The 24,727-nt window shown below is 53.8% G+C and carries 22 protein-coding genes; 9 read left to right on the top strand and 13 right to left on the bottom strand.

The features are described from left to right. Positions 1–4 precede the first annotated feature (4 nt). Positions 5–1,165 carry a carboxynorspermidine decarboxylase gene (gene nspC, locus K0A93_06400; protein MBW6511733.1) on the bottom strand — a complete coding sequence of 387 codons (1,161 nt, stop codon included), beginning with the start codon at positions 1,163–1,165 and terminating at the stop codon, positions 5–7. Between the two features lie 41 nt (positions 1,166–1,206). Next, on the bottom strand, positions 1,207–2,397 hold the full coding sequence (locus K0A93_06405; GenBank protein MBW6511734.1) for a saccharopine dehydrogenase family protein: 1,191 nt from the start codon (positions 2,395–2,397) through the stop codon (positions 1,207–1,209). Positions 2,398–2,902: 505 nt separating this feature from the next. Here K0A93_06405 and K0A93_06410 point away from each other — a divergent pair. The 4 genes from K0A93_06410 to K0A93_06425 all read left to right on the top strand — a co-directional run bounded on the left by K0A93_06410 (position 2,903) and on the right by K0A93_06425 (position 7,016). Beyond that, positions 2,903–3,721, top strand: a complete 819-nt coding sequence (locus K0A93_06410; GenBank protein ID MBW6511735.1) for an IclR family transcriptional regulator — start codon at positions 2,903–2,905, stop codon at positions 3,719–3,721. A gap of 678 nt (positions 3,722–4,399) precedes the next feature. After that, entirely contained in the window at positions 4,400–4,654 is a 255-nt protein-coding gene (locus K0A93_06415; protein MBW6511736.1) for a DUF4212 domain-containing protein, read from the top strand. Positions 4,655–4,669: 15 nt separating this feature from the next. Further along, positions 4,670–6,484, top strand: a complete 1,815-nt coding sequence (locus tag K0A93_06420) for a cation acetate symporter (protein MBW6511737.1) — start codon at positions 4,670–4,672, stop codon at positions 6,482–6,484. Positions 6,485–6,647: 163 nt separating this feature from the next. Next, positions 6,648–7,016 (top strand): hypothetical protein, encoded by a 369-nt coding sequence (locus K0A93_06425; protein ID MBW6511738.1) that lies wholly within the window; start codon positions 6,648–6,650, stop codon positions 7,014–7,016. A 107-nt stretch (positions 7,017–7,123) separates the two neighbouring features. Here K0A93_06425 and amrA read toward each other — a convergent pair whose 3' ends face one another. The 6 genes from amrA to K0A93_06455 all read right to left on the bottom strand — a co-directional run bounded on the left by amrA (position 7,124) and on the right by K0A93_06455 (position 12,738). Next, positions 7,124–7,690 (bottom strand): AmmeMemoRadiSam system protein A, encoded by a 567-nt coding sequence (gene amrA, locus K0A93_06430; GenBank protein ID MBW6511739.1) that lies wholly within the window; start codon positions 7,688–7,690, stop codon positions 7,124–7,126. Positions 7,691–7,777: 87 nt separating this feature from the next. Then, positions 7,778–8,848 (bottom strand): M42 family metallopeptidase, encoded by a 1,071-nt coding sequence (locus K0A93_06435; protein MBW6511740.1) that lies wholly within the window; start codon positions 8,846–8,848, stop codon positions 7,778–7,780. A gap of 10 nt (positions 8,849–8,858) precedes the next feature. Beyond that, positions 8,859–9,509: a histidinol phosphate phosphatase domain-containing protein gene (locus tag K0A93_06440; GenBank protein MBW6511741.1), complete on the bottom strand. Its 651-nt coding sequence runs from the start codon at positions 9,507–9,509 to the stop codon at positions 8,859–8,861. Continuing rightward, positions 9,506–10,828 carry a tRNA (N6-isopentenyl adenosine(37)-C2)-methylthiotransferase MiaB gene (gene miaB / locus K0A93_06445; GenBank protein MBW6511742.1) on the bottom strand — a complete coding sequence of 441 codons (1,323 nt, stop codon included), beginning with the start codon at positions 10,826–10,828 and terminating at the stop codon, positions 9,506–9,508. Before miaB ends, K0A93_06440 begins: the two co-directional genes overlap by 4 nt. A 51-nt stretch (positions 10,829–10,879) precedes the next feature. Continuing rightward, positions 10,880–11,419 carry a hypothetical protein gene (locus K0A93_06450; protein MBW6511743.1) on the bottom strand — a complete coding sequence of 180 codons (540 nt, stop codon included), beginning with the start codon at positions 11,417–11,419 and terminating at the stop codon, positions 10,880–10,882. Continuing rightward, on the bottom strand, positions 11,416–12,738 hold the full coding sequence (locus K0A93_06455) for a M48 family metalloprotease (GenBank protein ID MBW6511744.1): 1,323 nt from the start codon (positions 12,736–12,738) through the stop codon (positions 11,416–11,418). Before K0A93_06455 ends, K0A93_06450 begins: the two co-directional genes overlap by 4 nt. On the opposite strand from K0A93_06455, the gene K0A93_06460 reads away from it, so the two are divergent. The 4 genes from K0A93_06460 to guaA all read left to right on the top strand — a co-directional run bounded on the left by K0A93_06460 (position 12,733) and on the right by guaA (position 18,162). Continuing rightward, entirely contained in the window at positions 12,733–13,035 is a 303-nt protein-coding gene (locus K0A93_06460) for a hypothetical protein (protein ID MBW6511745.1), read from the top strand. The two genes, K0A93_06455 and K0A93_06460, sit on opposite strands and share 6 nt — an antisense overlap. Positions 13,036–13,101: 66 nt before the next feature. After that, positions 13,102–14,913: a translational GTPase TypA gene (gene typA, locus K0A93_06465; GenBank protein ID MBW6511746.1), complete on the top strand. Its 1,812-nt coding sequence runs from the start codon at positions 13,102–13,104 to the stop codon at positions 14,911–14,913. A 211-nt stretch (positions 14,914–15,124) separates the two neighbouring features. Beyond that, a complete protein-coding gene (guaB, locus tag K0A93_06470; GenBank protein MBW6511747.1) occupies positions 15,125–16,597 on the top strand; it encodes an IMP dehydrogenase in 1,473 nt (490 codons plus the stop codon). Between the two features lie 5 nt (positions 16,598–16,602). Next, positions 16,603–18,162 (top strand): glutamine-hydrolyzing GMP synthase, encoded by a 1,560-nt coding sequence (gene guaA, locus K0A93_06475; protein MBW6511748.1) that lies wholly within the window; start codon positions 16,603–16,605, stop codon positions 18,160–18,162. 51 nt (positions 18,163–18,213) lie between these two features. Here guaA and K0A93_06480 read toward each other — a convergent pair whose 3' ends face one another. The 5 genes from K0A93_06480 to dusB are packed head-to-tail and all read right to left on the bottom strand — an operon-like array spanning position 18,214 to position 22,986. Next, on the bottom strand, positions 18,214–18,816 hold the full coding sequence (locus K0A93_06480) for a DedA family protein (protein MBW6511749.1): 603 nt from the start codon (positions 18,814–18,816) through the stop codon (positions 18,214–18,216). Between the two features lie 38 nt (positions 18,817–18,854). Then, on the bottom strand, positions 18,855–19,439 hold the full coding sequence (locus tag K0A93_06485; GenBank protein ID MBW6511750.1) for an HD domain-containing protein: 585 nt from the start codon (positions 19,437–19,439) through the stop codon (positions 18,855–18,857). After that, complete coding sequence (locus tag K0A93_06490) at positions 19,436–20,857, bottom strand: sigma-54 dependent transcriptional regulator (protein ID MBW6511751.1); 1,422 nt, start codon at positions 20,855–20,857, stop codon at positions 19,436–19,438. The genes K0A93_06485 and K0A93_06490 overlap by 4 nt, the downstream gene beginning before the upstream one ends. 30 nt (positions 20,858–20,887) lie before the next feature. After that, positions 20,888–21,991, bottom strand: a complete 1,104-nt coding sequence (locus K0A93_06495; GenBank protein ID MBW6511752.1) for a PAS domain S-box protein — start codon at positions 21,989–21,991, stop codon at positions 20,888–20,890. Further along, complete coding sequence (gene dusB, locus K0A93_06500) at positions 21,988–22,986, bottom strand: tRNA dihydrouridine synthase DusB (GenBank protein ID MBW6511753.1); 999 nt, start codon at positions 22,984–22,986, stop codon at positions 21,988–21,990. The genes K0A93_06495 and dusB overlap by 4 nt, the downstream gene beginning before the upstream one ends. A 401-nt stretch (positions 22,987–23,387) precedes the next feature. Here dusB and K0A93_06505 point away from each other — a divergent pair, with 401 nt between their 5' ends. Next, complete coding sequence (locus K0A93_06505) at positions 23,388–24,704, top strand: citrate (Si)-synthase (protein MBW6511754.1); 1,317 nt, start codon at positions 23,388–23,390, stop codon at positions 24,702–24,704. The last annotated feature ends 23 nt before the right edge of the window (positions 24,705–24,727 follow it).

The raw sequence follows: 24,727 nt of genomic DNA on the forward strand, positions 1-24,727 counted from the left end.
AAATTCAGGACAACCGGCCTTTGAAATCCTCGTAACCGAAGCTTTTCACTAATTCCAGAGAACCGTCTTTTCTGCCGTAATAGATTGCTGGCAGTTTAACGCCGTTAAAGGTGTTGGTTTTGACCATCGAATAGATTGCCATATCGAGAAAAACCAGACGGTCATCGATGGCGAGAGGGTGGTCGAAGGAATAATCACCGATGATATCGCCAGCGAGACACGATAACCCGCCCAGGCGGTAGGTATGGGCTTTCTCGCCCGGCTTGCCCGCACCGATGATTTCGGGACGATAAGGCATCTCCAGGACATCGGGCATGTGACAGGAAGCCGATGTATCGAGGATGGCGTTTTCGGTGGCGTGATTGCGGGTGAGGTCGAGGACACTGGCAACCAGAATCCCGGCGTTCAGGGCAACCGCTTCCCCCGGTTCGAGATAGACGGTTAAATGGGGGTGACGCTGACGAAATGCGCGGATAACGCGAATCAACCTTGCGACGTCGTATCCCGGTCGGGTGATATGATGACCGCCACCGAAGTTGACCCAGCGCAATGGTGCCAGACAGGCCCCGAATTTCTCTTCAAACGCGGCCAGGGTCCGCTCCAGAGCGTCAGCATCATCCTGGCACAGGGTGTGAAAGTGCAGGCCGCTGATCCCTTCAAGGGCCAAGGGATCGAATTCGTCGGCAATGATCCCCAAACGGGAACCGGGGGCGCAGGGGTTGTAGATATCAACTTCAGTTTCGCGATGTTCCGGGTTACAGCGCAAGCCGCAGTCGATCTCCGGGTTAAGCTGTCTGGCCACCGGACCGAGCCTTTGCCACTGGGAGATTGAGTTGAACACCAGATGGTTGGCGTAAGGGGCCACGGCGCGCATATCGGCGGCGCTGAAAGCGCTGGCGAAAACGTGAACTTCGCCTGGAAAGAGTTCGCGACCGAGCATGGCTTCATGCAGGCCACTGGCGCAGGTGCCGTGGAGTGTTTTGCTCAGCAGCGGAAAGCAGTGATGCATGGCGAAGCCCTTCAGCGCCAGCAGGATCCGCGCACCGCAGCCATCCATCACCTGTTGCAGAATCGCCAGATTATGCTCTAACGCTTCCTCGTAAACGACGAAAGCCGGAGTCTGTATTTTACTCAGGTCAGTTTTTGCGGCGCAGATCTTATCCATCGTTACTCACCGATGCCCCAGGGGGTGACACAGGGTATATCTCAAAAGCCTGCGACGAAGACCTCTGTCCACGGCAAGCCATGGCGGTTGAGATCTTCCATGAATGGATCAGGATCCAATTGTTCAACGTTGAAGACTCCCTGTCCCTGCCACTTTCCGGTCACCATCTGCTTGGCACCGATCATTGCCGGAACCCCCGCGGTATAAGAAATTGCCTGTGATTTAACTTTGGCATAACAGCTCTGATGATCGCAAATGTTGTAGATAAAATATTTGCGGAACTTGCCGTCTTTAACCCCTTCAACCTCAACCCCGATACAGGTGTGCCCCGTAGTTTTCGGCCCGAGGGAGGCGGGATCGGGAAGAAGTGCCTTGAGAAATTGCAAGGGCACAATCTGCTGTCCCTGAAACGCGACCGGTTCAATCCCGGTCATGCCGACGTTCTGCAACACTTCGAGGTGTTTGAGATAATTATCGGAAAAGCTCATCCAGAAACGCGCGCGTTTTAAACCGGGAACAAACCGGGCGAGAGATTCGAGCTCCTCGTGGTACATCAGATAGATGTCGAGTGAGCCGAGGTTCTCCGGCATTGTGTAGGCCTGTTTGACCGACAGCGGAGCGGTTTCCACCCATTCCCCCTTTTCCCAGTAACGCCCTTTGGCCGTTACTTCACGGATGTTGATTTCCGGGTTGAAGTTGGTGGCGAACGGCATACCGTGATTGCCGGCGTTGCAATCGATGATATCGAGATGATGAATTTCATCAAAATAGTGCTTGAGTGCATACATGGTCATGACACTGGTGACGCCCGGGTCGAAGCCGCTGCCGAGCAGCGCCATAATCCCCTTGTCGCAAAAACGTTCCTGATAATTCCACTGCCAGCTGTATTCGAATTTTGCTGTTTCGGGCGGTTCGTAATTCGCCGTGTCGAGGTAATCAACCCCCGTTGCAAGGCAGGCCTCCATCAGATTCAGATCCTGGTAGGGGAGCGCCAGATTGATCACCAGGTCGGGCTTGACCTGGTTGATCAGCGCGACCGTCTCGGCAAGGTTGTCGGCGTCGACCTGCGCAGTATTGATCGGGCGCGGTAACAGCGCGGCAATCTGATCACACTTTGATTTGGTGCGACTGGCCAGGGTGATCTCTGTAAAAACTTCTGGCAGCATGGCGCATTTCCAGGTGGTCACCTGGCTTACGCCGCCAGCACCGATAATCAGTAGTTTTTTTCCCATGTAGTTTCTTTCTCTGAGATCAAAAACACGTTGGTTCTGTCTCTCTTTACCACCCGGCTCATGCAGGATCAATAAAAACTGGTTGCGGAGCTGCCAGGTTGAATTGAAACGACTGGCGGCGTCTCCATTTAAGTTTACGAAAGAGCGTTTTTACCGTAATGCCCCATCCAAGTCAAATCATTTGCTGAGGCAAACTTCCCGGTTTTGTCAGCTGACTCCAAAAACTACCGGCGACGCCCCTCCCGCCCCGCTGCCAGCTGCTTTTCTATGTCGCCCTATGTTTTGTCGACTCTTTTTTATGTAATGGATTGTAAAACATTATTTTTAAAATGATTGAAATTAATAAAATGACGATTATGGGTGTATATAGTGGAAAAATTAGCATTATATCATATAGTTACTTAATCACACTGCTATCGTCCGGAAGCGTTGCATGAGAGCAACAGCCATGGCAGTAAAATCGACTTGACAAAAATAAAACATCGTATTAATTTCGTTGTGCTGGATGTTGTTGCGGGTTGGTGGTGCCGACGACGTGGAGAACTTCATTATGCCGGTCAGGGGAAAAAAATCATACAGTATTCAGTCGGTTGAAAATGCGCTTGATGTCCTGGAGGCGCTGTGCGCTGAAGAAGAGGATGTCAGTCTTACGCGACTGAGTGAGCGTCTGGGGATGAACAAGGCCAGCGTCTTTCGCTTGCTTGCAACATTCGAAGGGCGCGGCTACGTTGAGCACTGTGCCGGGAGCGGCAAGTATCGTTTGAGCCTAGCGGCTTTTGAGGTCGGGCAGCGGCTGTTGTCACGCATGACACTGCTCCGTCAGGCGCATCCGGTTATGGAACAATTGGTCCGTGAATGCAACGAGGCTGCGTACCTGGTGGTGCGTCGCGGCCGGGAAGCGCTGTTTTTTGATGTCGTGGAAACCTCACAACAGGTCAAGGTGTTTTCGTTGGTGGGGCATCGTGTTCAACTTGAGTCATCTCCTGTCGGGCAGATATTTCTGGCGTATGAAGCGCTTCCGTCTGCCCATTTGTCCGCGTCCCGATCTGTTGCAGATAGCCTGAAAAATATTCGCGCGGCAGGTTTTTGTGTGGGGGCGACCGGGATCGATGAAAGTGTAGCATGCGCCGCCGTTCCATTGTTTTCGGAAAAAGGTGTTGTCGTCGGTTCCCTGGCGTTGGTATGGCCCGAATTCAGGGCGGATACCGCGCAGGTCGAAAGCGTTCTGCTCCCGGCGTTGCGGCGGTCCGGCGAAACCATCTCTTCCAAGCTGGGGTATCTTGGTCATTACCTTGGACGTGACATGACGCAACAGCTTAATTGATGTGGGTGGATTGTGTTGATAGGGATGACAACGGCACGAGCGCTGCTACGCTGATAAAAAAATACCATTAATGTTATCCGGGGGCTTGAATTTGTCTCCTGATCGGTTAGTATGGATCCAGACTTTTGTTTTAGGCGTATTGTGGATGGTTGTTTGTTTCGATGTTTCATCTTTTGCACAGTCGTTTTTTTGTGGTATGAATTCTCTGCTAAAAAAATGTTTGTTTACAATTTTTTTCAAGTTTCTGAAAATAAAGGATTTTGTCGATAAATTAGTAGCTTGCGTATATAAATTGCACCCTTTTCGGAAAGACATAAAACGTGGTTATATTTTTTTATTGACTGTTTTGTTTTTTGCGGTTAAATTTCGTAAAACGGTATTTGAAAGATTCCGGCAGTCAGGGGGGTGGGCTGTCATGGTGAGTGATAAATTAGTTTTGTGCGCCGCGCGCGAAGGTTCGGTTCGGGGCAGCGGGTCAAATTAATCTTCGAAATGTTTTCTTGGATGTCTCGACCTATGACGGGCCGCAGATTTAAAAACGATAACCTGTTTAATGTCAGAAAGGAGAGAAGCCTGCGTACGATTGAAAGTTAAGCGGTTCGGCGATTGCGACGAACCACGTATTTCACGTTAGGGTTTCACGGAAACTCACTGTTTTTTGAGAGGAGGTTAAACACTATGGATAAATCTGGAAAAGCTTATTGGAAGGCAGTGCTGACGCTTATCGCGCAAGTGCTGGCAGTTTGGTTTGTGGTCTCGTATGGGGCCGGCATCCTGTTTGCGCCGGAACTCAACAATATCCGCTTGGGTGGTTATCCGCTGGGGTTCTGGTTTGCCCAGCAGGGTTCGATGTATATTTTCGTCATTCAGATCTTCGTCTATGCCAAATTGATGGGGAAAATTGACGAAAAATTTGACGTTCACGAAGAATGAGGAGGACAATAAACTATGGATCTTCAAACCTTAACGTATATTGTTGTTGGCCTCACGTTCTCCCTGTATGTCGGCATTGCCGTCTGGGCGCGTGCAGGCAGTACCAGTGAATTCTACGCTGCTGGCGGCGCGGTACACCCGGTTCTGAACGGGATGGCGACCGGTGCTGACTGGATGTCGGCGGCGTCGTTTATCTCCATGGCCGGTCTGATTTCCAACATGGGTTATGGCGGTGGGCTCTTCCTGATGGGATGGACCGGCGGTTACGTCCTGTTGGCGATGTTGCTGGCCCCTTACTTGCGGAAATTCGGCAAGTTTACCGTGCCGCAGTTTTTCGGTGATCGTTATTATTCCCAAGCGGCCAGTATGGTTGGCGTTCTCTGCCTGCTGATGGCTTCGTTGACCTACATCATCGGTCAGATGACCGGTGTCGGGGTTGCGTTCTCTCGCTTCCTCGGGGTTTCCAACCATACCGGGATTTTCATCGGGATGGCGATTGTTTTCATGTACGCGGTGTTCGGCGGCATGAAAGGGATTACCTACACCCAGGTTGCCCAGTACTGCGTGTTGATTCTCGCTTATACGATCCCCGCGATCTTCATCTCCCTGCAGCTGACCGGTAACCCGATTCCGCAGTTCGGCCTCGGTGGTGACTTTGTCGGCACCGACATGACTCTGCTCGGCAAGCTCGATCAGGTCGTTACCGACCTCGGTTTCGGCAAGTATACCGAGACGACACGTTACAGCACACTGAACATGTTTGTTTACACCGCGTCGCTGATGATCGGTACCGCCGGTCTGCCGCACGTTATCATGCGCTTCTTCACCGTTCCGACGGTCAAGGCTGCCCGCTCTTCCGCCGGTTGGGCGCTGGTCTTCATTGCGATCCTGTACACCACCGCTCCGGCCGTTGCCGCCATGGCGCGGTTGAATCTGCATGCTACGATTAACTCCGCAGTCAAATCTGGCGGTGATATCTATGCCACCGAAAGCGCTCTTGTCTATGAAGATCGCCCGGACTGGATGAAGCGTTGGGAAATTACCGGTCTGCTCAAGTTTGAAGACAAGAATGGCGACGGTCGTATCCAGTACTACAATGACAAGTCGAAGAATGAGGCGTTCAATGCCAAAGCGGCTGCTGCTGGCTGGAAAGGGAGCGAACTGAAGGTCAACGCCGATATCATGGTTCTCGCCAATCCTGAAATCGCCATGTTGCCGGACTGGGTTATTGCTCTGGTTGCCGCCGGTGGTCTTGCCGCTGCTCTGTCGACCGCAGCCGGTCTGCTCTTGGCGATCTCTTCAGCGATTTCTCACGACTTGTTCAAGAACATCCTGATGCCTGGCTTGACCGAGAAGGGTGAGCTGATGGCCGGTAAAATCACCATGGCATGCTCGATCCTGGTGGCCGGTTGGCTCGGCCTGAATCCTCCGGGCTTCGCTGCCGGGACCGTGGCGATTGCCTTCGGTCTGGCTGCCAGCTCGATCTTCCCGGCCCTGATGATGGGGATTTTCAACAAGAAGATGAACAAGGAAGGCGCCATGGCCGGAATGGTCGCCGGTATCGGCGTGACCATGTTCTACGTCTTTGCGCATAAAGGGATCTTCTTTATCAAAGGGACGGAGTTCCTCGGTATGTTCGGTGGTAAAGCGAACTTCTTCATGGGGATTGAGCCGAACGCTTTCGGTGGTATCGGAGCGATTGTTAACTTTATCGTTGCCTATATTGTCAGCAAAGTGACTCCGGCATGTCCCGAGCATATTCAGCATATGGTCGAGAATGTACGTACCCCGCGTGGTGCCAAGGCTGTTGATGGATCCCACGCACACTGATTTTCAGTGCAGATGCTGATCTGAGCTTCTTGTCCGATCAATCACCCCGCCGGTGCGCCGGCGGGGTTTTTTTAAATTATTTTATTGCCTGACAAGCAATCATCAGGTAATAGATAGCGCGGATTGTTTCTACCTGGTGTGAATCGATAGACGGGAGTAATAGATGGTTTTTGATGTCAGCATCGTGATTACCTGGCTGCTTTTCTTGTCGTTGTTTCCGATGGCGTTCATCTGGCTGCGGCGAGCGTGGCGGATATTTTTTAAACACGATTATTCAGAGGTTGCGCTCAAGCGCGGCGAAGCACCGCCCAACCCAAAACGTTGGGCGCCCGCCACCGGGATCGTCAATCTGGCGGCCGGGAGCATGGCGGTTTTCATTATCGTCGGTGTGGTGCTGGCGCTTTTCCCCTATAAAGTCTGGAGCACTTTGGCCGGCTCAACTTTATGGATCAAGATATTTGCGGATTATATCGTCAGTCGTCAGGCCCATCCATTTATGATCGGGAAAAACAAGAAAGATCAGACGGACTGATTTTGCTGAATGAGAGTTTATATCGAAGAAGAGACAGCACGGCCTCCCCAACGGGAGGCCATTGTTATTTCGGGCATGGAGGGAGGAGCGTCACAAGATGAAGTGGATCAGCGGGGAGGGAATAGATCGTCGTTGAATATTTGCGCATTAAAAATATAGATATCTGCATTATCGTCCTGCCAGGCGTTTACTGGAAGCCCCGCTTTAACGCAGGTTTGACGTAAAAATGTTTCCCGGTCCCAACCGTTTTCCGTTGCAACCTGGGGCAACAGCACCCCGCGATGGTAATTCTTTTCCAGATAGATGCCGTCACGACCGATACTGATCTCATCGATCGATTCAATTTTTTCCAAAGGGCCAAGGACAGAAATTTCGAGGAAAAAGTCGTTTAGATCGGCTGTCGTCATGGGAGTAAAACGGGGGTCTTGGGTTGCCGAGACAATTGCCATTTCGGCAACTTCCTTGAAGAGCGGTTTTTCCGACTGAAAGTTTCCGATGCAGCCACGCAGCTTGCGCCCCTTCTTGATGGTTACAAAACAGCCGCTACGGCTGTTCAGTGCCATTTCCTCGCGTGGTTCAACGTAAACCACCCCGTTGCAGACCTGTGCAGTGATGGCATCACGCGCAATTTTTAAAAGAATCTTTTGTTCCTCAACGTTAAGCTGTTGGTTCATCATGACTCCTGATAGGCCTCATTGGCTGATGGTCTGCCGCTGCAATGTGGCACACATAAAGGGCAGTGAAATCTTTCCAGAGTTGACTTAATCGGGAATAAACATCGCTTTGTTATCAATTTTGTTGAGTACCGCTGTCAACAGCTGAACGGTATGTTCCAGATCGGTCAACGATAAAAGTTCGACAGGCGTATGCATGTAGCGCAGCGGAACACTGACCAGCGCGGTCGCGACGCCGCCACGCGACAGCTGTATGACATTGGCATCGGTTCCGGTGGCGCGAGGAGCAGCCATGACCTGGCAGGGAATCCCTTCAGCGCGCGCCGTTTCAAGCAAGAGACGAAAAAGAACCGGATTGATATTCGGACCACGGCCAATAATCGGGCCGCCGCCGACTTTGATATGTCCGATATCTTTTTTGTCCATTTCCGGATAATCGGTGGCGAAACCGACTTCAACGGCAATCCCGACATCCGGCTTGATCCCGTAAACACTGGTCGCCCCGCCGCGTAGCCCCACTTCTTCCTGAACGGTTGACACGCCGATCAGTTCAACGGGGGAAGCACCTTGCGCATGGATATTGCGCAGCACGCGGGTGATAATGTAGGCTCCCATTTTGTCATCAAGGGCCCGGGAGGTGACGCGGTCGCCACCCAAACGTTCCAGACCGACGGCAAAGGTGATGGGGTCACCAACCGCGACCAAATCTTCGGTTGCGGCACGACTGCTGCTACCGATATCGATAAAAAGCTGCTTGAGCTTGAGGACCGTGTCACGATCTTTGGGCTCGATCATATGTATCGGTTTTTTGCCGATCACCCCCAAAAGTGGCTGGCGCGCGGTGTGGATATGAACTCTCTGTCCAGGGACCAGGTGGGCATCAATGCCGCCGATCGGGGCAAAATAGATGAACCCTTGTTCGTCAATATATTTCACCATGAAACCAACTTCATCGCAATGTCCGGCGAGCATCACCCGTGGTGCATCGTCGCGGTCAGCACGAATCCGCGCAATAACGTTACCCATGACATCGGTTTCCAGCAGATCGACCAGCGGTTCCAGCTCACGGCGGATGATTCGTTGCGCCGGTTGCTCGTAGCCGGAGGGACTGGGGGCTTCGACCAGTTCTTTAAGCAGTTTAAAATCGTGCTCGTGCATTGTCATTGACCTAACTGAGGGCCGCTGCGACGAGCGCAGCAGAATTCTGCAAACAGGTGTCAAATTGATCGTTGCTTAAGCCGGCACCGTTGGCAACTTTTCGGGCGAATTCTTTCGGGGACAGATCGCCTGGCGCGTGGGCATCGCTGTTGACGACCAGTCTGGCCCCGACCTGCAACGCCAGTTTTGCCACATGGCCGTTGCAATAAGCGTGGCCTTTGCGCGTTGTTATTTCCAGGCAGACCCCCAGTTCAGCGGCGAGCTTAACGTCTTCAAGGGAGATCAGTCCGGGATGAGAAAGGATGTTGACCCCCGCCTTGATGGCCGCCCGGTTGGTCCCCGGCGCGACCGGCTCGACGATCGTCTCGCCGTGGCAAACGATAATTTTTGCTCCAAGTTCACGTGCATGGCGGGTCGCGGCGGCAATGTCGGGGGGGGCAATGTGGGTCAGTTCAATCCCCGGAATGATGGTAATCCCCCACGCGGCCCCGAGATCTTCAGCGACTGCGGCAATACGCGGGATGATCAGATCAAAATTCGACATGTCGCCGTGGTCGGTCATCGCCAGTGCGCGATAGCCAAGAACGGAAGCTCGACGGGCCAGTTCGGCGGGGATCAGCTCGCCGTCGCTGAAGAGGGTATGGGTATGCAAGTCGATCATGAGAGCTCTCCCAGTTGCGAGTTTTTCAAAGATTTGATGATCCGTACCGGCTGAACAGAACCGATCAGGGAATCGTCTCCGGCGAAATGAGCGATTCTGTTCCAGGTTGTGCGCCCGAACAGTTGACCACTTTTCTGACGCCCGCGTCCCTCCACCAGAACCGGCAGGGTTTTGCCGACATCTTCGTGCCAGACTTCCTGGCTGATGGTGCACTGCATGGCCAGCATACGGTCAAAACGTTCCTGCTTGACCGCCTTGGGAATGTCATCGACCAGCGCCGCCGCAGCGGTTCCGGGGCGTGGTGAATACTGAAAGAGGTACAGGTCGGCGTAACGTACCTGCTCAATCAGGGACAAGGTTGCCGCCGCGTCCTCCTCGGTCTCACCGGGAAAGCCGACGATGATATCGGAGGTCAGGCGGATATCGGGACGCGCCTGGCGCAGCTTGGCAACTTTTTTCAGGTATTCCTCGCGGGTGTATCCCCGATTCATCCGTTTCAGGATGGGCGACGACCCGCACTGTACCGGCAGGTGCAGATGATTGCACAAGGTATCAATTTCGCCGAACGTTGCGATCAAATCGTCGGAAAGATCCTTCGGATGCGAGGTGGTAAATCGCAATCGTTCAATGCCTTTAATGAGAGCGACCTTGCGCAGTAGCATGGCAAAGGATATTTCGGTTTCATCCTTGCCCCCGTAGGAGTTGACGTTCTGGCCAATCAGGGTGACTTCTTTCACCCCCTGGGCGGCCAGCCCTTCAATTTCGCGCATGATTTCCGTGCTCGGGCGACTGATTTCCCGCCCGCGGACGTGAGGGACAATGCAGAACGAACAGAAGTTGTCGCAGCCTTGCATGATGGTGACAAAACGGGTGACGCCGCCGCTAATGTTGGCGCGATTCGGCCACAGCTGCAAGCGGGTTTCACGATCAAGGAAGCCGGTTTCGTGACAACGCACCCGGTCCTGTTCGACGGCGGTAACCATGGCGGGGAGTTTGTGGATGTTATGCGTACCGAAAACAAGATCGAGAAAGGGGATATTGGTGAGCAGCTGTTCGCCTTCTTGCTGTGCGACGCAGCCGCCGACGCCGATAATCAGTTCGGGATTGGCACTTTTGAGTGGTTTGAAGCTGCCCAGATGGCCGTAGACCTTGCGCTCCGCCTTGTCCCGTACCGAACAGGTGTTGAGCAGAATGAGGTTGGCGTTGTCGACGTGTTCGGTGCGATAATAACCAATTTCGGCCAGCAAGTGACAGATGCGTTCGGAATCGACCACATTCATCTGGCAGCCGAACGTTTCGAGAAAAAAAGTTTTATTCATGGCTTATCTTTCAGGCGGAGTGGACAGGCGCCGATGTTCGCAAAGCAGTGATTAAAAGTCAACAGCTTTCGAGGCGCATTCAGGCGCAGCGAGCCGCTGCCCGGAGCGGCTCATGGCCGCTTCCAGGAGGGCGGTTGCTTTGGTCGGATACTCGATACATTCAAGCATCAGTCGGTGTTCTGTCGATCCGGCGAAAATTTCGAGTGATCCCAGCTGGTTGCCGTGGAAGTTCAGTTTGAAGTAACTGATGTTGCACAGCTCAAGGGCAGTGACGCAATGGTTATCAAAGCGGAGGACCCGCAAGTCGCTGATGGCATAAAAAAGTTTTTCCCAGCGCCGCCTCGCGCTGAACAGCTGGCCAATGCTCAGGGAGTATCCAGCGAAAATGAAGGGGAGGGGGAGCAGGGGCAGCCAGAAGGGGTAGCCGCTGGCCGCAAGGCGCATCCCCTGAAAAAACCAGTGGCCGGAAAGTGCCAGGATGGGGATTCCGAACAGTGCCGGTTTCCACCGTTTGAATACGTAACAGCGGGGCATGGGGCAGCCTTCCCAGTGCAAAGTTTCTCCCGCCAGAAGATACTCATGCCAGTTCATTGTTTGGCGCCATGGCTTTCGGTCAATTGTGCAATGCGTGCCGCAGCAGCCTGACCGAGGGTGGTTTGTGGTTCCTGTGCGGCGACCTGATGATAATATCTGAGTGCTTCAGCGGTTTGCCCCGATTTCTCAAAAGTCTCGGCAAGCAGGTAGGTTCCTCTGGTGGTCGGTAGCAGCTTTTGAGCAGCACGCAGGTGGAGCAGGGCGCGCGGATAATTGGCCTCAAGTTGATAGAGATAACCGAGCCCCAGGCGCGATTGATAGTAGTTCTCGTCAAGCAGGACGGCCTGCCGCAGCTGGCGTTTTGCCGCGATCCGGTCCCCGGCACGCAGTTGGGCCATGCCGAGGGCATGTCTCAACAGGGCTTCCTCCGGCGCTGTGGTGGCTGCCTGCAGGTAGAGGACTATGGCGTCACGGGGATGCCCCTGGCGTTCCAGAGCGACAGCTTTGTCGTGCCGGACATAGGCTTCACGGGTGTCTCTGAGGCGTGTTGTCGCGCGGCGGAAATTTGTTGTGCGGTGAGCCTTGTCGGTGATGGTGGCTGACGGCAATGACGCCAGATAGGCGCGGTTTTGTCTGAGTCGATCGTTCGAGAAGGGGTGGGTGCGAAACAGTTTTTCGAGTTGATTGCCACTGCGCCCGCCTTCGACCTCGCGATAGAAGAATTCCTGCAACTCAACGGCGCCCTGTGGATCGTAGCCGGCGATAACCATAGAGTTGATGCCGAGACGATCCGCGTCCGCTTCCTGCGTGCGCGAGTAGGTTCGGTCGAGCAGAGTGGCCGTCAGCTGCCCCGCTTGCAAGGAGAGCGCAGCGTAATCACCGTCAGCGCTGGCATTCGCCAGGACGGTCATTCCCAGGTCAAAGAGCACGCCCCGATTGATCCCCTGCAGCGCATGCCGGGCGGTAACGTGCCCAATCTCGTGGCCTAGTACCGCCGCGAGTTGTTCTTCATTGGTCAGGTTGGCCAGCAAGCCGCGGGTGATGGCGATCTGCCCGCCGGGGAGGGCAAAGGCGTTAGGAGTCGAAGCGTTGACGACGGCGAACTGAAAAGGCAGATCGGGGCGTTCGCACCCTTGCGCCAGACGTTTGCCGACGGCATGAACGTAGTCCTGCAAGGCTTCATCCGGATAGCGGCCTCCCGATTGCTGCATCGCAACGGGAAAGGTTTTTCGGCCGAGTTCAACTTCCTGTTCGGTGGAAACTTTGACCAGAGACAACTCTTGTCGTCCGGTGACCGGATTGGTGGCGCAACTGACAAGCAGGGTCATGATGAGCAGGAGACTGACGATGTGATGGAAACGAATGGCTAAATGCATTGGTTGATGTCCTTGTTTGTCGACATAGTAGCCTGCTTTGTGGTCGGCGGCAAGCAGGATGGCGTCGCAAAAAGTCCGCCCTACTGCGTTACGCTGGTTTTTCAGGACATCGACCTGCCTGATCTAGGCCTGGCCCCTGAAAAACCTCCAAACCTTGCAGGACGAAATTTTTGCCTGGCCATCTCATTGTTGCGAGTGCGGCAAGTATGCGCGGCGGATTTTGCTCCGGCGATTATTTTTAGCTGGTATTTCAGTCGAATGTTGTTTATTATTCTCCGTTTACCAAGAACACCGTAATAGAAGTTGGTCGGGGCTTTGCCTGATCGACTAAAAGGCCACAGAGTCATTGGAGATAGTGTACGTATGTCTGAACAAATTCGTAACATTGCCATTATTGCCCACGTTGACCACGGCAAGACCACGCTGGTGGATGCCATGCTGGTGCAGTCGGGGGTTTTTCGTGAGAACCAACAAATCACCGAGCGGGTGATGGATAGCAACGATCTGGAAAAAGAGCGGGGAATTACTATTCTGGCCAAGAATCTTTCGGTCCAGCACGGTGGTCTGAAAATCAACATTGTTGATACCCCCGGTCATGCCGATTTTGGTGGCGAGGTCGAGCGTGTGCTGAAGATGGTCGATTCGGTATTGTTGCTGGTCGATGCTTTTGACGGGCCGATGCCGCAGACCCGTTTCGTGTTGAAGAAATCGCTTGAGCTCGGACTCAAACCGATTGTTGTTATTAACAAGATCGACCGCCCTGGCGCGCGCCCCGAGCCGGTCGTCAATATGGTTTTCGATCTTTTTTGTGAATTGAATGCCGACGAACAACAGCTTGATTTTCCGATTGTATATGCCAGCGCCAAGCTTGGTTTTGCCAAGGTGGAAATGTCTGATGATTCGGACAATCTCGAACCGTTGTTTGATGTTATTCGCGACCGGGTCGATCCGCCGACCGGCGATCCAGCCGCACCCTTTCAGCTGCTGGTCAGTAATATCGATTACAATAAATTTATCGGTCGCACCGCGACCGGGAAAATTGTTAACGGGACGGTCAAGGCGGGCGAGACGGTGGCGCACATTGATTGCAACGGAATCATCAAAAACGGCCGCATCAGCAAGTTGCTCGGCTACCAGGGGTTGCAGCAGATTGAAATTGCCTCGGCTGAGGCAGGCGATATTGTTACGATTGCCGGTTTTGAAGAGCTGGGGATCGGTGAAACTCTGGCCTGCGCTGATGCGCCGGTGGCGCTCCCTTATGTCGCCATCGATGAGCCGACCCTGTCAATGAATTTTATTGTCAACAGCTCCCCCTTTGCCGGGACTGAGGGGAAGTTTGTTACCTCACGCAATATTCGCGACCGGTTGATGAAGGAACTGCGCACCAACGTGGCGCTAAGAGTTGAGGATACCGACAATACCGACACCTTCAAGGTCAGCGGGCGTGGTGAGCTCCATCTCTCGATTCTGATCGAGAATATGCGTCGCGAGGGGTTTGAGCTGGCGGTTTCCAAGCCGCAGGTTATTTTTCGTGAAATCGATGGAGTGCGTTGCGAACCGATGGAATATCTGACCATTGATGTCCCGGAGGAGTATCAGGGGACAGTTATCGAAAAACTTGGCACACGCAAGGCGGAAATGGTGTCGATGTCCTCCATGGATGGAGTCAACCGACTTGAATTTGTCATTCCGTCGCGCGGGTTGATCGGGTACCGCACTGAATTTATGACCGACACCCGTGGTACCGGAGTCCTCAATCATGTTTTTCATGAGTATGCTCCCTACAAGGGGGAGATCGAGGGACGCAAGAACGGTGTGCTGATTGCGATGGATTCCGGTGAAACAGTGGCTTATTCGCTGTTTAATCTACAGGATCGCGGGATTCTTTTTGTCGGCCCCGGGGTCAAATTCTATGATGGTATGATTATCGGTCAGCATGCCAAGGAGAACGATCTGGTCGTCAACTGCAGCCGCGGGAAAAAGCTGACCAACGTGCGTTCTTCCGGCACCGATGAGGCGGTGCGGATTATCCCGCCGCGAATTCTCAGCCTCGAACAGGCGCTCGAATTTATCGGCGATGATGAACTGGTTGAAGTCACGCCGAAATCGATCCGGCTGCGCAAGCGCTATCTTGATGCCAATGAGCGCAAAAAAATGGAAAAAAAGAAACAGTGAAGAAATGATGAAATTGAACATTTGATCAACAGAAGGGGTGTACTGTGGCACGCCCTTTTTGCTTATCAGCAAGGAAAATGCCGCCAAAAGAGAAAAATAATTTGGCAGCAACGGCTTTTCCCTTGACGTGCGGGGGGAGGCTTTAATAGATTCACAAGTTATATTCAGCCAAACCTCTACAGCGAATATCAACCACAGGAGTTCCCCCCCCATGATCGATACCAAGATTCGTGAAGGTCTCACGTTTGACGATGTATTGCTGGTCCCCGCACACTCTCAAGTTTTGCCGAAAGAAGTCGATCTCAACACCCAGTTGACCGACACAATCAGGCTGAATATTCCGCTGCTGTCTGCGGCGATGGACACCGTGACCGAGTCACGAACGGCGATCTGCATGGCCCGCGAGGGGGGGATGGGGGTTGTTCACAAAAACAAAACGCCTGAAGAGCAGGGGCTGGAGGTTGACCAGGTTAAAAAATCGGAGAGCGGGATGATTGTTGATCCGATGACCATGGAACCTGATCAGAAAATATTCGAAGCGCTACAGATGATGGAGAAATACCGGATTTCGGGGATTCCGATTACCAAAAACAAAAAACTGGTCGGCATTTTGACCAATCGTGACCTGCGTTTTGAAACCAACTTCGAGCAGCCGATTGCCAATGTGATGACCAAGGAGAATCTGGTCACCGTGCCTCCGGGAACAACCCTTGAAGAAGCGAAGTTTCACTTGCACAAACATCGCATTGAGAAGTTGCTGGTGGTTGATGCCAAGGGTACGTTGCAAGGGCTGATCACGATCAAGGATATCGAAAAAGTCAAAAAATATCCGCATGCCTGCAAAGACGATCTCGGTCGGTTGCGCGTCGGTGCCGCTATCGGCGTCGGCGTTGATCGTGAAGAGCGGCTGGAAGCACTGATTCGTGCCGGGGTTGATATCGTGGTGATCGATACCGCGCACGGCCATTCTCAGGGGGTCATTGATGCCATTATCGATATCCGCAGACAATATCCTGATCTGCAGCTGATGGCCGGGAATATTGCCACGGCGGACGCTGCCAAGGTACTGATCAAAGCCGGGGTTAACGCGGTCAAGGTGGGTATCGGTCCCGGATCGATCTGCACGACCCGTGTTGTCGCCGGGGTTGGCGTGCCGCAAATTACCGCCATTGCCGATGTTGCCTCCGTTTGTCATCGCGCCGGAATTCCGCTGATCGCAGACGGCGGCATTAAATATTCCGGTGAGTTGCCGAAAGCGATTGCCGCCGGGGCGGACATCATCATGATCGGTTCACTCTTTGCCGGGACCGAGGAATCTCCTGGCGAAACGATTCTTTATCAGGGGCGCACCTACAAGTCTTATCGCGGCATGGGGAGTCTCGGGGCGATGAAGCAGGGGAGCAAAGATCGTTACTTTCAGTCCGACGTCGAGTCGGAGGTGAAACTGGTTCCCGAGGGGATTGAGGGGCGGGTGCCGTTTCGCGGCTCACTGTCAACCAATATTCATCAACTGATTGGCGGACTGCGCGCCGGGATGGGTTACACCGGTTGTCGGAACATCAAGGAGTTGCAGCAAAAGGCCTGTTTTATACGCATTACCAACGCTGGTTTGCGTGAGTCGCATGTGCATGATGTTGCCATTACTCACGAAGCGCCGAACTACCGGGTCGAGCGAAGGGATTAAGTCGCATGTCAAACATCCATGACGAGAAGATTCTGATCCTCGATTTCGGTTCGCAGTATTCCCAGCTGATTGCCCGCCGGGTCCGTGAAGCGCACGTCTACTGCGAGTTGCACCCCTTCGACATGCATATCGATGCGATCAGAGCGTTTCGACCGCAAGGGATTATCCTTTCCGGAGGACCCAAGTCGGTCTATGAAGAAGGTGCCCCGCAGGTTGCCGAGGAACTGTTCGATCTGGGTGTGCCGGTGTTTGCTATCTGTTACGGCATGCAACTCCTCAGTCGTCATTTCGGCGGCGCGGTGGTTGCTGCCGGAAAACGTGAATTCGGTCATGCCGACGTGCACTCCCAAGGGGTCCCCGGTCCACTGTTTGACGGTTTTTTTACCGAGGGACACAGCCCGGTATGGATGAGTCACGGCGATCATGTCGCAGTGGTTCCGCCTGCTTTTGACGTTGTGGCGATTACTGACAATGCCCCGGTGTGTGCGATTCAGAATGTCCAGCGTCACCTGTACGGCGTCCAGTTTCACCCTGAGGTCAACCACACCCCGCACGGTGAGCAACTGCTGAACAATTTTGTGCGTTCTGTCTGCAAATGTAGCGGAAAATGGACTCCGGGACGTATTATTGATGATGCGATTCAACGCATTCGAGAACAGGTCGGGGCGGAACAAGTGATTCTCGGCTTGTCCGGCGGGGTCGATTCGTCCGTTGCGGCCGCCTTGATCCATCGCGCAATCGGTGATCAACTGATTTGCGTCTTTGTCGACAATGGTTTGCTGCGCCTCAGCGAAGGCGACCAGGTGATGGCGACCTTTGCCGAAAGTCTCGGGGTTAAAGTGCTCCGGGTCGATGCCGAAGAGCGCTTTCTGAAGGGGTTGGAAGGAGAAACCGATCCGGAGAAAAAACGCAAGATTATCGGCAATCTGTTTGTCGAGATATTTGAGGAAGAATCCGCGAAGTTAGCCAATGCACAGTGGCTGGCACAGGGGACGATCTATCCCGATGTGATCGAGTCTGCCGGAGCGAAAACCGGCAAGGCGCACAATATCAAAAGTCATCATAATGTTGGCGGATTGCCCGACTATATGAAGTTGCAATTGCTGGAGCCGTTGCGCGAACTGTTCAAAGATGAGGTCCGGGCGATCGGGGAAGAGCTTGGCTTGCCGCATCGCATGGTCTGGCGGCACCCGTTCCCTGGTCCGGGACTTGGCGTGCGCATTCTTGGCGAGGTCAGAAAAGAGTTTTGTGATATTCTGCGTCAGGCCGATGCAATTTACATCGAAGAACTTTACAACTCCGGGCATTACGACAAGATCAGCCAGGCTTTTGCCGTCTTTCTGCCGGTTAAAAGTGTCGGGGTTATGGGGGATGGTCGCACCTACGAATATGTCATTGCCCTGCGGGCAGTTGAAACCAGGGATTTTATGACTGCGGGGTGGTACCCGATGCCGTACGCCGATCTGGCGCGGATCAGTAACCGGATTATCAACGAAGTGCGCGGAGTGAACCGTGTTACCTACGACATCTCAAGCAAGCCGCCCGCGACGATTGAGTGGGAATAGCTTTTCGTTTTCTCTGCTTTTGGTCGGCAACCTGGGCGCGCCTGGATAATATTAGCGAATCTTGCGTCGCCCCCATATCCACAGAACCGTTATCACGACTGCCATCCCGATGAAGATTGTCAGTCGTCCCGTCCAGTCCTGTACATTTTTCCAACTGGCACCCGCAGCATAACCGAGACCGGGGTAGGCTAACCCCCAAAGCACGACGCTGACTGCGGTCCAGGCGAGAAAGCTGCCCGGACGCATGCGGGCGCCGCCAGCGACAAACGGGGTAAATCCGCGGATCGGGCCAATAAAGCGCCCGAAAAAGATACTTTTACCGCCATGTTCGAGGAAAAAAAGCTCGGTTTTCCGGTAGAGGGTGGTACGGCTACGCAGTAAGCGCGAGGTGACAAGATACGGGCCGAAGCGCGCGCCGAGCCAGTAGCTGACAACATCTCCGCAGAATGATCCCAGCGCCGCGACGCACATAATCGACCCGATATCACCTTTACCGTGCAGGGCGAGGAACCCGGCGAAAACAGTCAAGGTGCTGCCGGGGACGATCAGGCCGATACCAACCAGCGATTCGCAAAAAGCAATCAGGCCGATCAGCAGAACATAGAGGCCACTTTCCGGTAACAAGGAAAAAAGTTGCTGTAACCACTCTGCCATGCGCGCACTCCGTTGCTGGCGGGACAGTTGCTATTTTATCAGGTCCGATCAGCCACGTCACAAAATTGTGCGTGCCAGTCGTCAAAACGGGCCACCTTGCTGGCACCAAATTTTTTCAATGAGGCCCGAACTTCATCGACACTGCGCTCCACAACTCCCGGGGTTTTTGAAAAAAACAGATCTGCATAGGCAATAACCCGCTCTTCGAGGGTGAGTGGAAGCATATCACGTTTCGGCAGTGGCAACGATTGACGGCGAATATCTTCCGCCGAGAGACCGACCCCGATATGACGTTCACAGACCAGAGCATGGCGGGGCAGCCCCTCGGATTCGAGCAGTTCGCGTCCCTTCCAGGTGTGGGCGAGGTAGGGGAACTCACCGTGACAACCGAGTGTTCGGGCATTGGTGAAACGGATGCCGATGTCGTGGAGGAGTGCGGCCTCTTCAACAAACGCGACATCGATCGAAGTTGTCCGGGCCAGTCGCGTTGCAATCGCTACGGCTTTATCTGCGACCTGGCGGCTGTGCTCCAGCAGGGTTTGTCGCGCCGGATCGCCGGGCGGGTAATATTTGTCGAGCAGGGCGCGAGGATCAACGCTGTGGTCATGCTGTGCTCTGGTCATTTTTTGACATCGATCATAAGGGTCTGGATTTTTTTGCGCAGGGTATTGCGGTTGATCCCCAGAATCTCGGCGGTGCGCACCTGATTGCCCCGTGTCTTTTCAAGCACGATATTAATCAGCGGGCGCTCCATCTGGTAGAGAACCATCTCATACAGATTGTCGAGCTCCTGAACATTCATGTGCATCAGTGAATTGCGCAACTTGCGGTCAATCAATGCTTCCAGGGAATCTTCGCTAGTGGTGTCGGCACTGACGAGCATTGAAAAATCGGTCGGAGTCAGGATCGGGTCGGGCGACAGCAGTGCCGCGCGCTGGATGATGTTTTCCAGTTCGCGGATGTTTCCCGGCCAGTCGTAGCTGCTGAGCAGCCGGAGTGCCTCTTTGGAACAGCCCTGAGTGGTGGTGCCGAATTCTTCCCGACATTCGCGAATAAAGTGATCAACCAGCGTCGGGATATCTTCGCGACGTTCGCGCAGTGGTGGCAGAGTGATCGGCACGACGTTGAGCCGGTAGAAAAGGTCTTCGCGGAACTCTTTGTTGCGGACTTGTTCCGGCAGATTCTGGTTGGTTGCTGCGACAATGCGCACGTTAACCTTCTGGGTTGTGCCGCCCGTCCGGGTGATTTCTTTTTCCTGCAAGACCCGTAACAGTTTTGCTTGCAACTCAACCGGCATGTCGCCGATTTCATCCAGGAAGATGGTGCCGCCGTTGGCCTGCTCGAATTTACCGGCTCTGCGTTCAGTGGCACCGGTAAATGCGCCTTTTTCGAAACCGAACAGTTCACTTTCCAGCAGCTCGCGCGGGATCGCTGCACAGTTGATTGCCAAAAAAGGTTTGCCGAGGCGCGGGCTGTTATAGTGCAGGGCGCGGGCAATCAGTTCCTTGCCGGTACCGGACTCTCCGGTGATCAGTACGGTCACGTCAGCAGGGGCGATGCGCCCCAGAACTTTATAGATATCTTGCATCGGCTGGCTGTGACCGATGATGGCGCACTTAAGCTGATAGCGTTCCTTCAGCTCATCCTTGAGCCGCCCCATATCTTCACTCGCTTGTGACGCCTTCTCAACCTTGACGATAATCGCATCAATGACACTTAAATCGAAGGGTTTGATGATGTAGTCGTAAGCGCCCATCTTCATCGCTGTCACGGCGTTTTTCATCGTTGATTCCGCCGTCATCACGACGGTGAGCATTTCCGTCGATTTTTCGTGAAACTTTTCGAGTAATTCCAGACCACTTAAACCCGGCATGCGGATATCAATGAAGGCCATGTCGTAGCGTTGTTTGCGAAATAATGCCAACGCCTCGGTACCGTCGGCAGCAAGATCGACGGTGAACCCCTGTTTGGTCAGTGCTTTTGACAGAACCCAGCGAATGCTCTCTTCGTCATCGGCAATGAGGATGCGTTTAATCGCCATGATTACGTGTTCCTTTCGTGCTGCATCGGTTTAACGGCGGAGTGGAAGATAGACGGAAAAACTTGTCCCGCCAGCCGGGTCACTGTCAACCTTGATAAAGCCGTCGTGCTCGGTGATAATCTTCTGACACATGACCAGCCCCAGACCGTTACCGCTTTTGCGGGTGGTAAAGAAGGGGGTGAAAAGACGTTTCATCGTTTCCGGCGGAATCCCCGTGCCATTGTCCTTGATCTCGATGTGAATCAGCGATGCCGGGCGATCGGCTTCGCTGCGCGTCTGGTATTCGCTGGTCATGCGGGTGCTGATGGTGACTGCACCCGTGTCCTCGATTGCTTCCGCGGCATTTTTGATCAGATTCAGAAACAGCCGCGTCAACAGTCGTTCGTCACCGATCAACTCCGGGATACTCGGGTCGAGGTTGAGGATAAATTGAATGTTCTTGTCACGATGAGCTTCTTTTTGCAGAAGAACGATATCGTTGAGCACTTTACTCAAATTGACTGCGGAGTTTTCTGCACTACGCGGTCGACTGAGATTCATTAACTCTTCAATAATCCCGTCTACGCGATCGACCTCACGGATCATGACCTCAATATACTCGTTCAGCGGGCTGTCCTCGGGCAACTCCATCGCCATCAACTGTGCCGCCCCCTTGATCCCTCCGAGCGGGTTCCTGATTTCGTGAGCCAGTCCGGCAGACATGGTGCCGAGCATCGTCATGCGGTCGGCACGACGAACCGCCTCTTCCAGCTTCACCACCGGGGACATATCGCGGATAATCAGCACTGCACCGTCAATTTTCCCCTGCTCGACGAAAATGGGCGCAACCGAGATTGTCACCGGCAGCGGCTTGCCGATCGGACGGCGCAGCATGACATGTTCCTGAGTCGAAATTGATCGACCATTTTCCAGTGCGGCCTGGATCAGGTAAGTAAATTCGTTGTCAAAAGTGAAGATATCGTCGTAACGCCGACCGAGGATCTGGCGTTCGGAGTAGCCGGTATTGAGCTCCGCGGCGGGGTTGAAGAGTTGGATGACCCCCTGTGCATCAATTGCAATGACCGCGCGATCAAGGTTTTCGAGTACCCGAATGTAAAGTTGCGGGTCTCTTTGCCGCTCTGTACGATGATTCACAGGTTGAGGTTTTCTGCCGCCAGGGCAACTTCGAAAAAGGTGGTGACAGCCCGGCGTAAGGTATTGAAGTCGTTGATTGAGCTCAGTTGCGCCCGAAAGGGCGCGGCACCGCTTATCCCGCGCGAATACCAGGAGAGATGTTTGCGCAGATCGAGAACAGCTTTGTGCTCACCGCACAGGTCACGCTGCCAGTCAAGATGGCGTAGCGCAATATCGCAACGTTCAGCCATGGTTACCGGGGTTGGGTCATCCCCGCCCAGTCGGGACAGAATTTCGCGAATCAACCAGGGGCGACCGAGTCCACCGCGACCGATCATGACAGCGTCGCATTTGGAGACATGTAACATCTCCACAGCGTCGGCGGCGGTCATGACATCGCCGCTGCCGATGACCGGAACGCTGACTGCACCTTTCAACTCCGCGAGCTGTTGCCAGTCGGCGCGACCACAGAACCCCTGTGTGCGGGTGCGCGGGTGCAGGGTAATGGCATCAACCCCTTCGTCCTGCGCAATCCGGGCAACTTCCAGAAAATTGATATGCTGCACATCCCACCCCGAGCGAATCTTGATCGTCAACGGTTTGTCCGTGGCCGTGCGCACCGCCGCAATAATGCGGCCAATCAGTCGCGGGTTTTTCAACAGGGCGCTCCCCGCCCCGGAACGAATGACTTTTTTAACCGGACAACCCATGTTGATGTCAATCAGTGCTCCGTAAGCGGCACTGCGTCGCGTTGCTTCGGCCAGGACAGCCGGATCATCACCGAACAGCTGAATGCCCAGCGGGGACTCAGCCGGATCCGACTGTAAGAGCACAAGAGACCCCTTGCCATCGCGAATCAGTCCGTTGGCGCTGACCATTTCAGTGAAGACCAGCCCCGCCCCGAAATGTTTCAGCAGTCGACGGTAGGGAGAGTCGGTGATACCGGCAAGGGGGGCAGAGATAATATTGTTCGTCAGTTTCAGGCTGCCGATTGTCAGTGGCATAATTTTGTGCATAATTTTTAGGCATTTTACGTATGCGTGTCAGTCGATGCAAGAGAAAAATTGGGGGAAATTACGGTTATTTTCCGGGGGAGATTGCAGCAACTCTGGTGATGGATACTGTATACAATAATCCTCTTGACAATTAGAAAGTGAGTTGTTAGAACAATATTTGGAAAATCTGACCAGACAGTATACGTCGAACTTATACCTGCCCGGTCGCCTTGTCTGCTGACACCGTAATGCACTGACTGTCATCTTTCGAATTGTCATGTATAAGGCCATTTTAAATTGACGTGTCGTTGCTGAATATTGAGGGTTGACGACGGTTTAACAATCCGTTAATATAAGCAACGTTTAATTTCGCTTGGACGGACCCTTTTGTCCGTCACATTTTCCATTAAAGGAGAGAGATTATGTCGACATTGAAAGAAGTCCTGCGCAAGAAGATCGATGCACACCGTCCCCGGACCACCAAACTGGTTAAGGAATTCGGCGATGTGAAACTGGGTGATGTGACCATTTCCCAGGCGATCGGTGGGGCCCGCGGCGTCCGCTGTCTGGTTACTGATATTTCCTATCTGGATCCGATGGAAGGCATTCGTTTCCGCGGCATGACCATTCCGGAGACTTTTGCGGCGCTGCCGAAGGTTCCGGGTAGCGATTATCCTTATGTTGAAGGTTTCTGGTATCTGCTCCTGACCGGTGATGTGCCGACGCTGAAGCAGGCTCAGGAAGTTTGCGAAGAGTGGAAGACGCGTTCGCAGATTCCGCAGTATGTTATCGACGTATTGCGCGCCCTGCCGCGTGACTCCCATCCGATGGCGATGTTCTCCTCGGCCATTCTTGCCATGCAGCGCGATTCGATCTTTGCCAGTAACTATGCCGCCGGCAAGTTCAACAAAATGACCTGCTGGGAAGACATGTACGAAGATTGTACCAACCTGATGGCCAAACTGGGGCCGATCGGGGCGTACATCTATCGCATGAAGTACATGGGTGATACCCATATCGAAGCTGATCCCAAGCTTGACATGGGCGGCAATTTTGCTCGTATGATGGGGATCCCGGCTCCTTATGACGATGTTGCCCGGATGTACTTCATCCTGCACTCTGACCATGAGTCCGGCAACGTTTCCGCTCACACGACGCACCTGGTTGCTTCGGCCCTGTCCGACGCTTACTACTCCTACAGTGCCGGGATCAACGGCTTGGCTGGTCCGCTCCATGGCCTGGCCAACGAAGAAGTTCTCCGCTGGACCCAGAACTTCATGGCCAAACTCGGCGGTGAAGTGCCGACCGAAGAAGGCCTCAAGAAGGCGCTGTGGGATACCCTCAACAGTGGTCAGGTTATCCCCGGTTACGGCCACGCCGTACTGCGCAAGACCGACCCGCGTTACACTTCGCAGCGCGAATTCTGCATGAAGACCCCGGGTCTCAAGGATTACCCGCTGTTCCAGTTGATCAAAATGATTTTCGAAGTTGCTCCGGGCGTTCTCACCGAACATGGTAAGGCCAAGAACCCGTGGCCGAATGTCGATGCGCAGTCTGGTGTCATTCAGTGGTATTATGGCTTGACCCAGTACGAGTTCTACACCGTGCTCTTCGGTATTGGTCGTGCCCTTGGTTGCCTGGCGAACATCACCTGGGACCGCGCTCTGGGCTACGGCATTGAGCGTCCCAAGTCGCTGACGACCGCGATGCTCGAAGATGCAGCCAAAGCTGCCAAGTAATTCGTTTTAAAATGTAAAACAAA

This window comes from Desulfuromonadaceae bacterium, from assembly GCA_019429445.1.
In the GTDB taxonomy this organism is placed as follows: Bacteria; Desulfobacterota; Desulfuromonadia; order Desulfuromonadales; family JAHYIW01; genus JAHYIW01.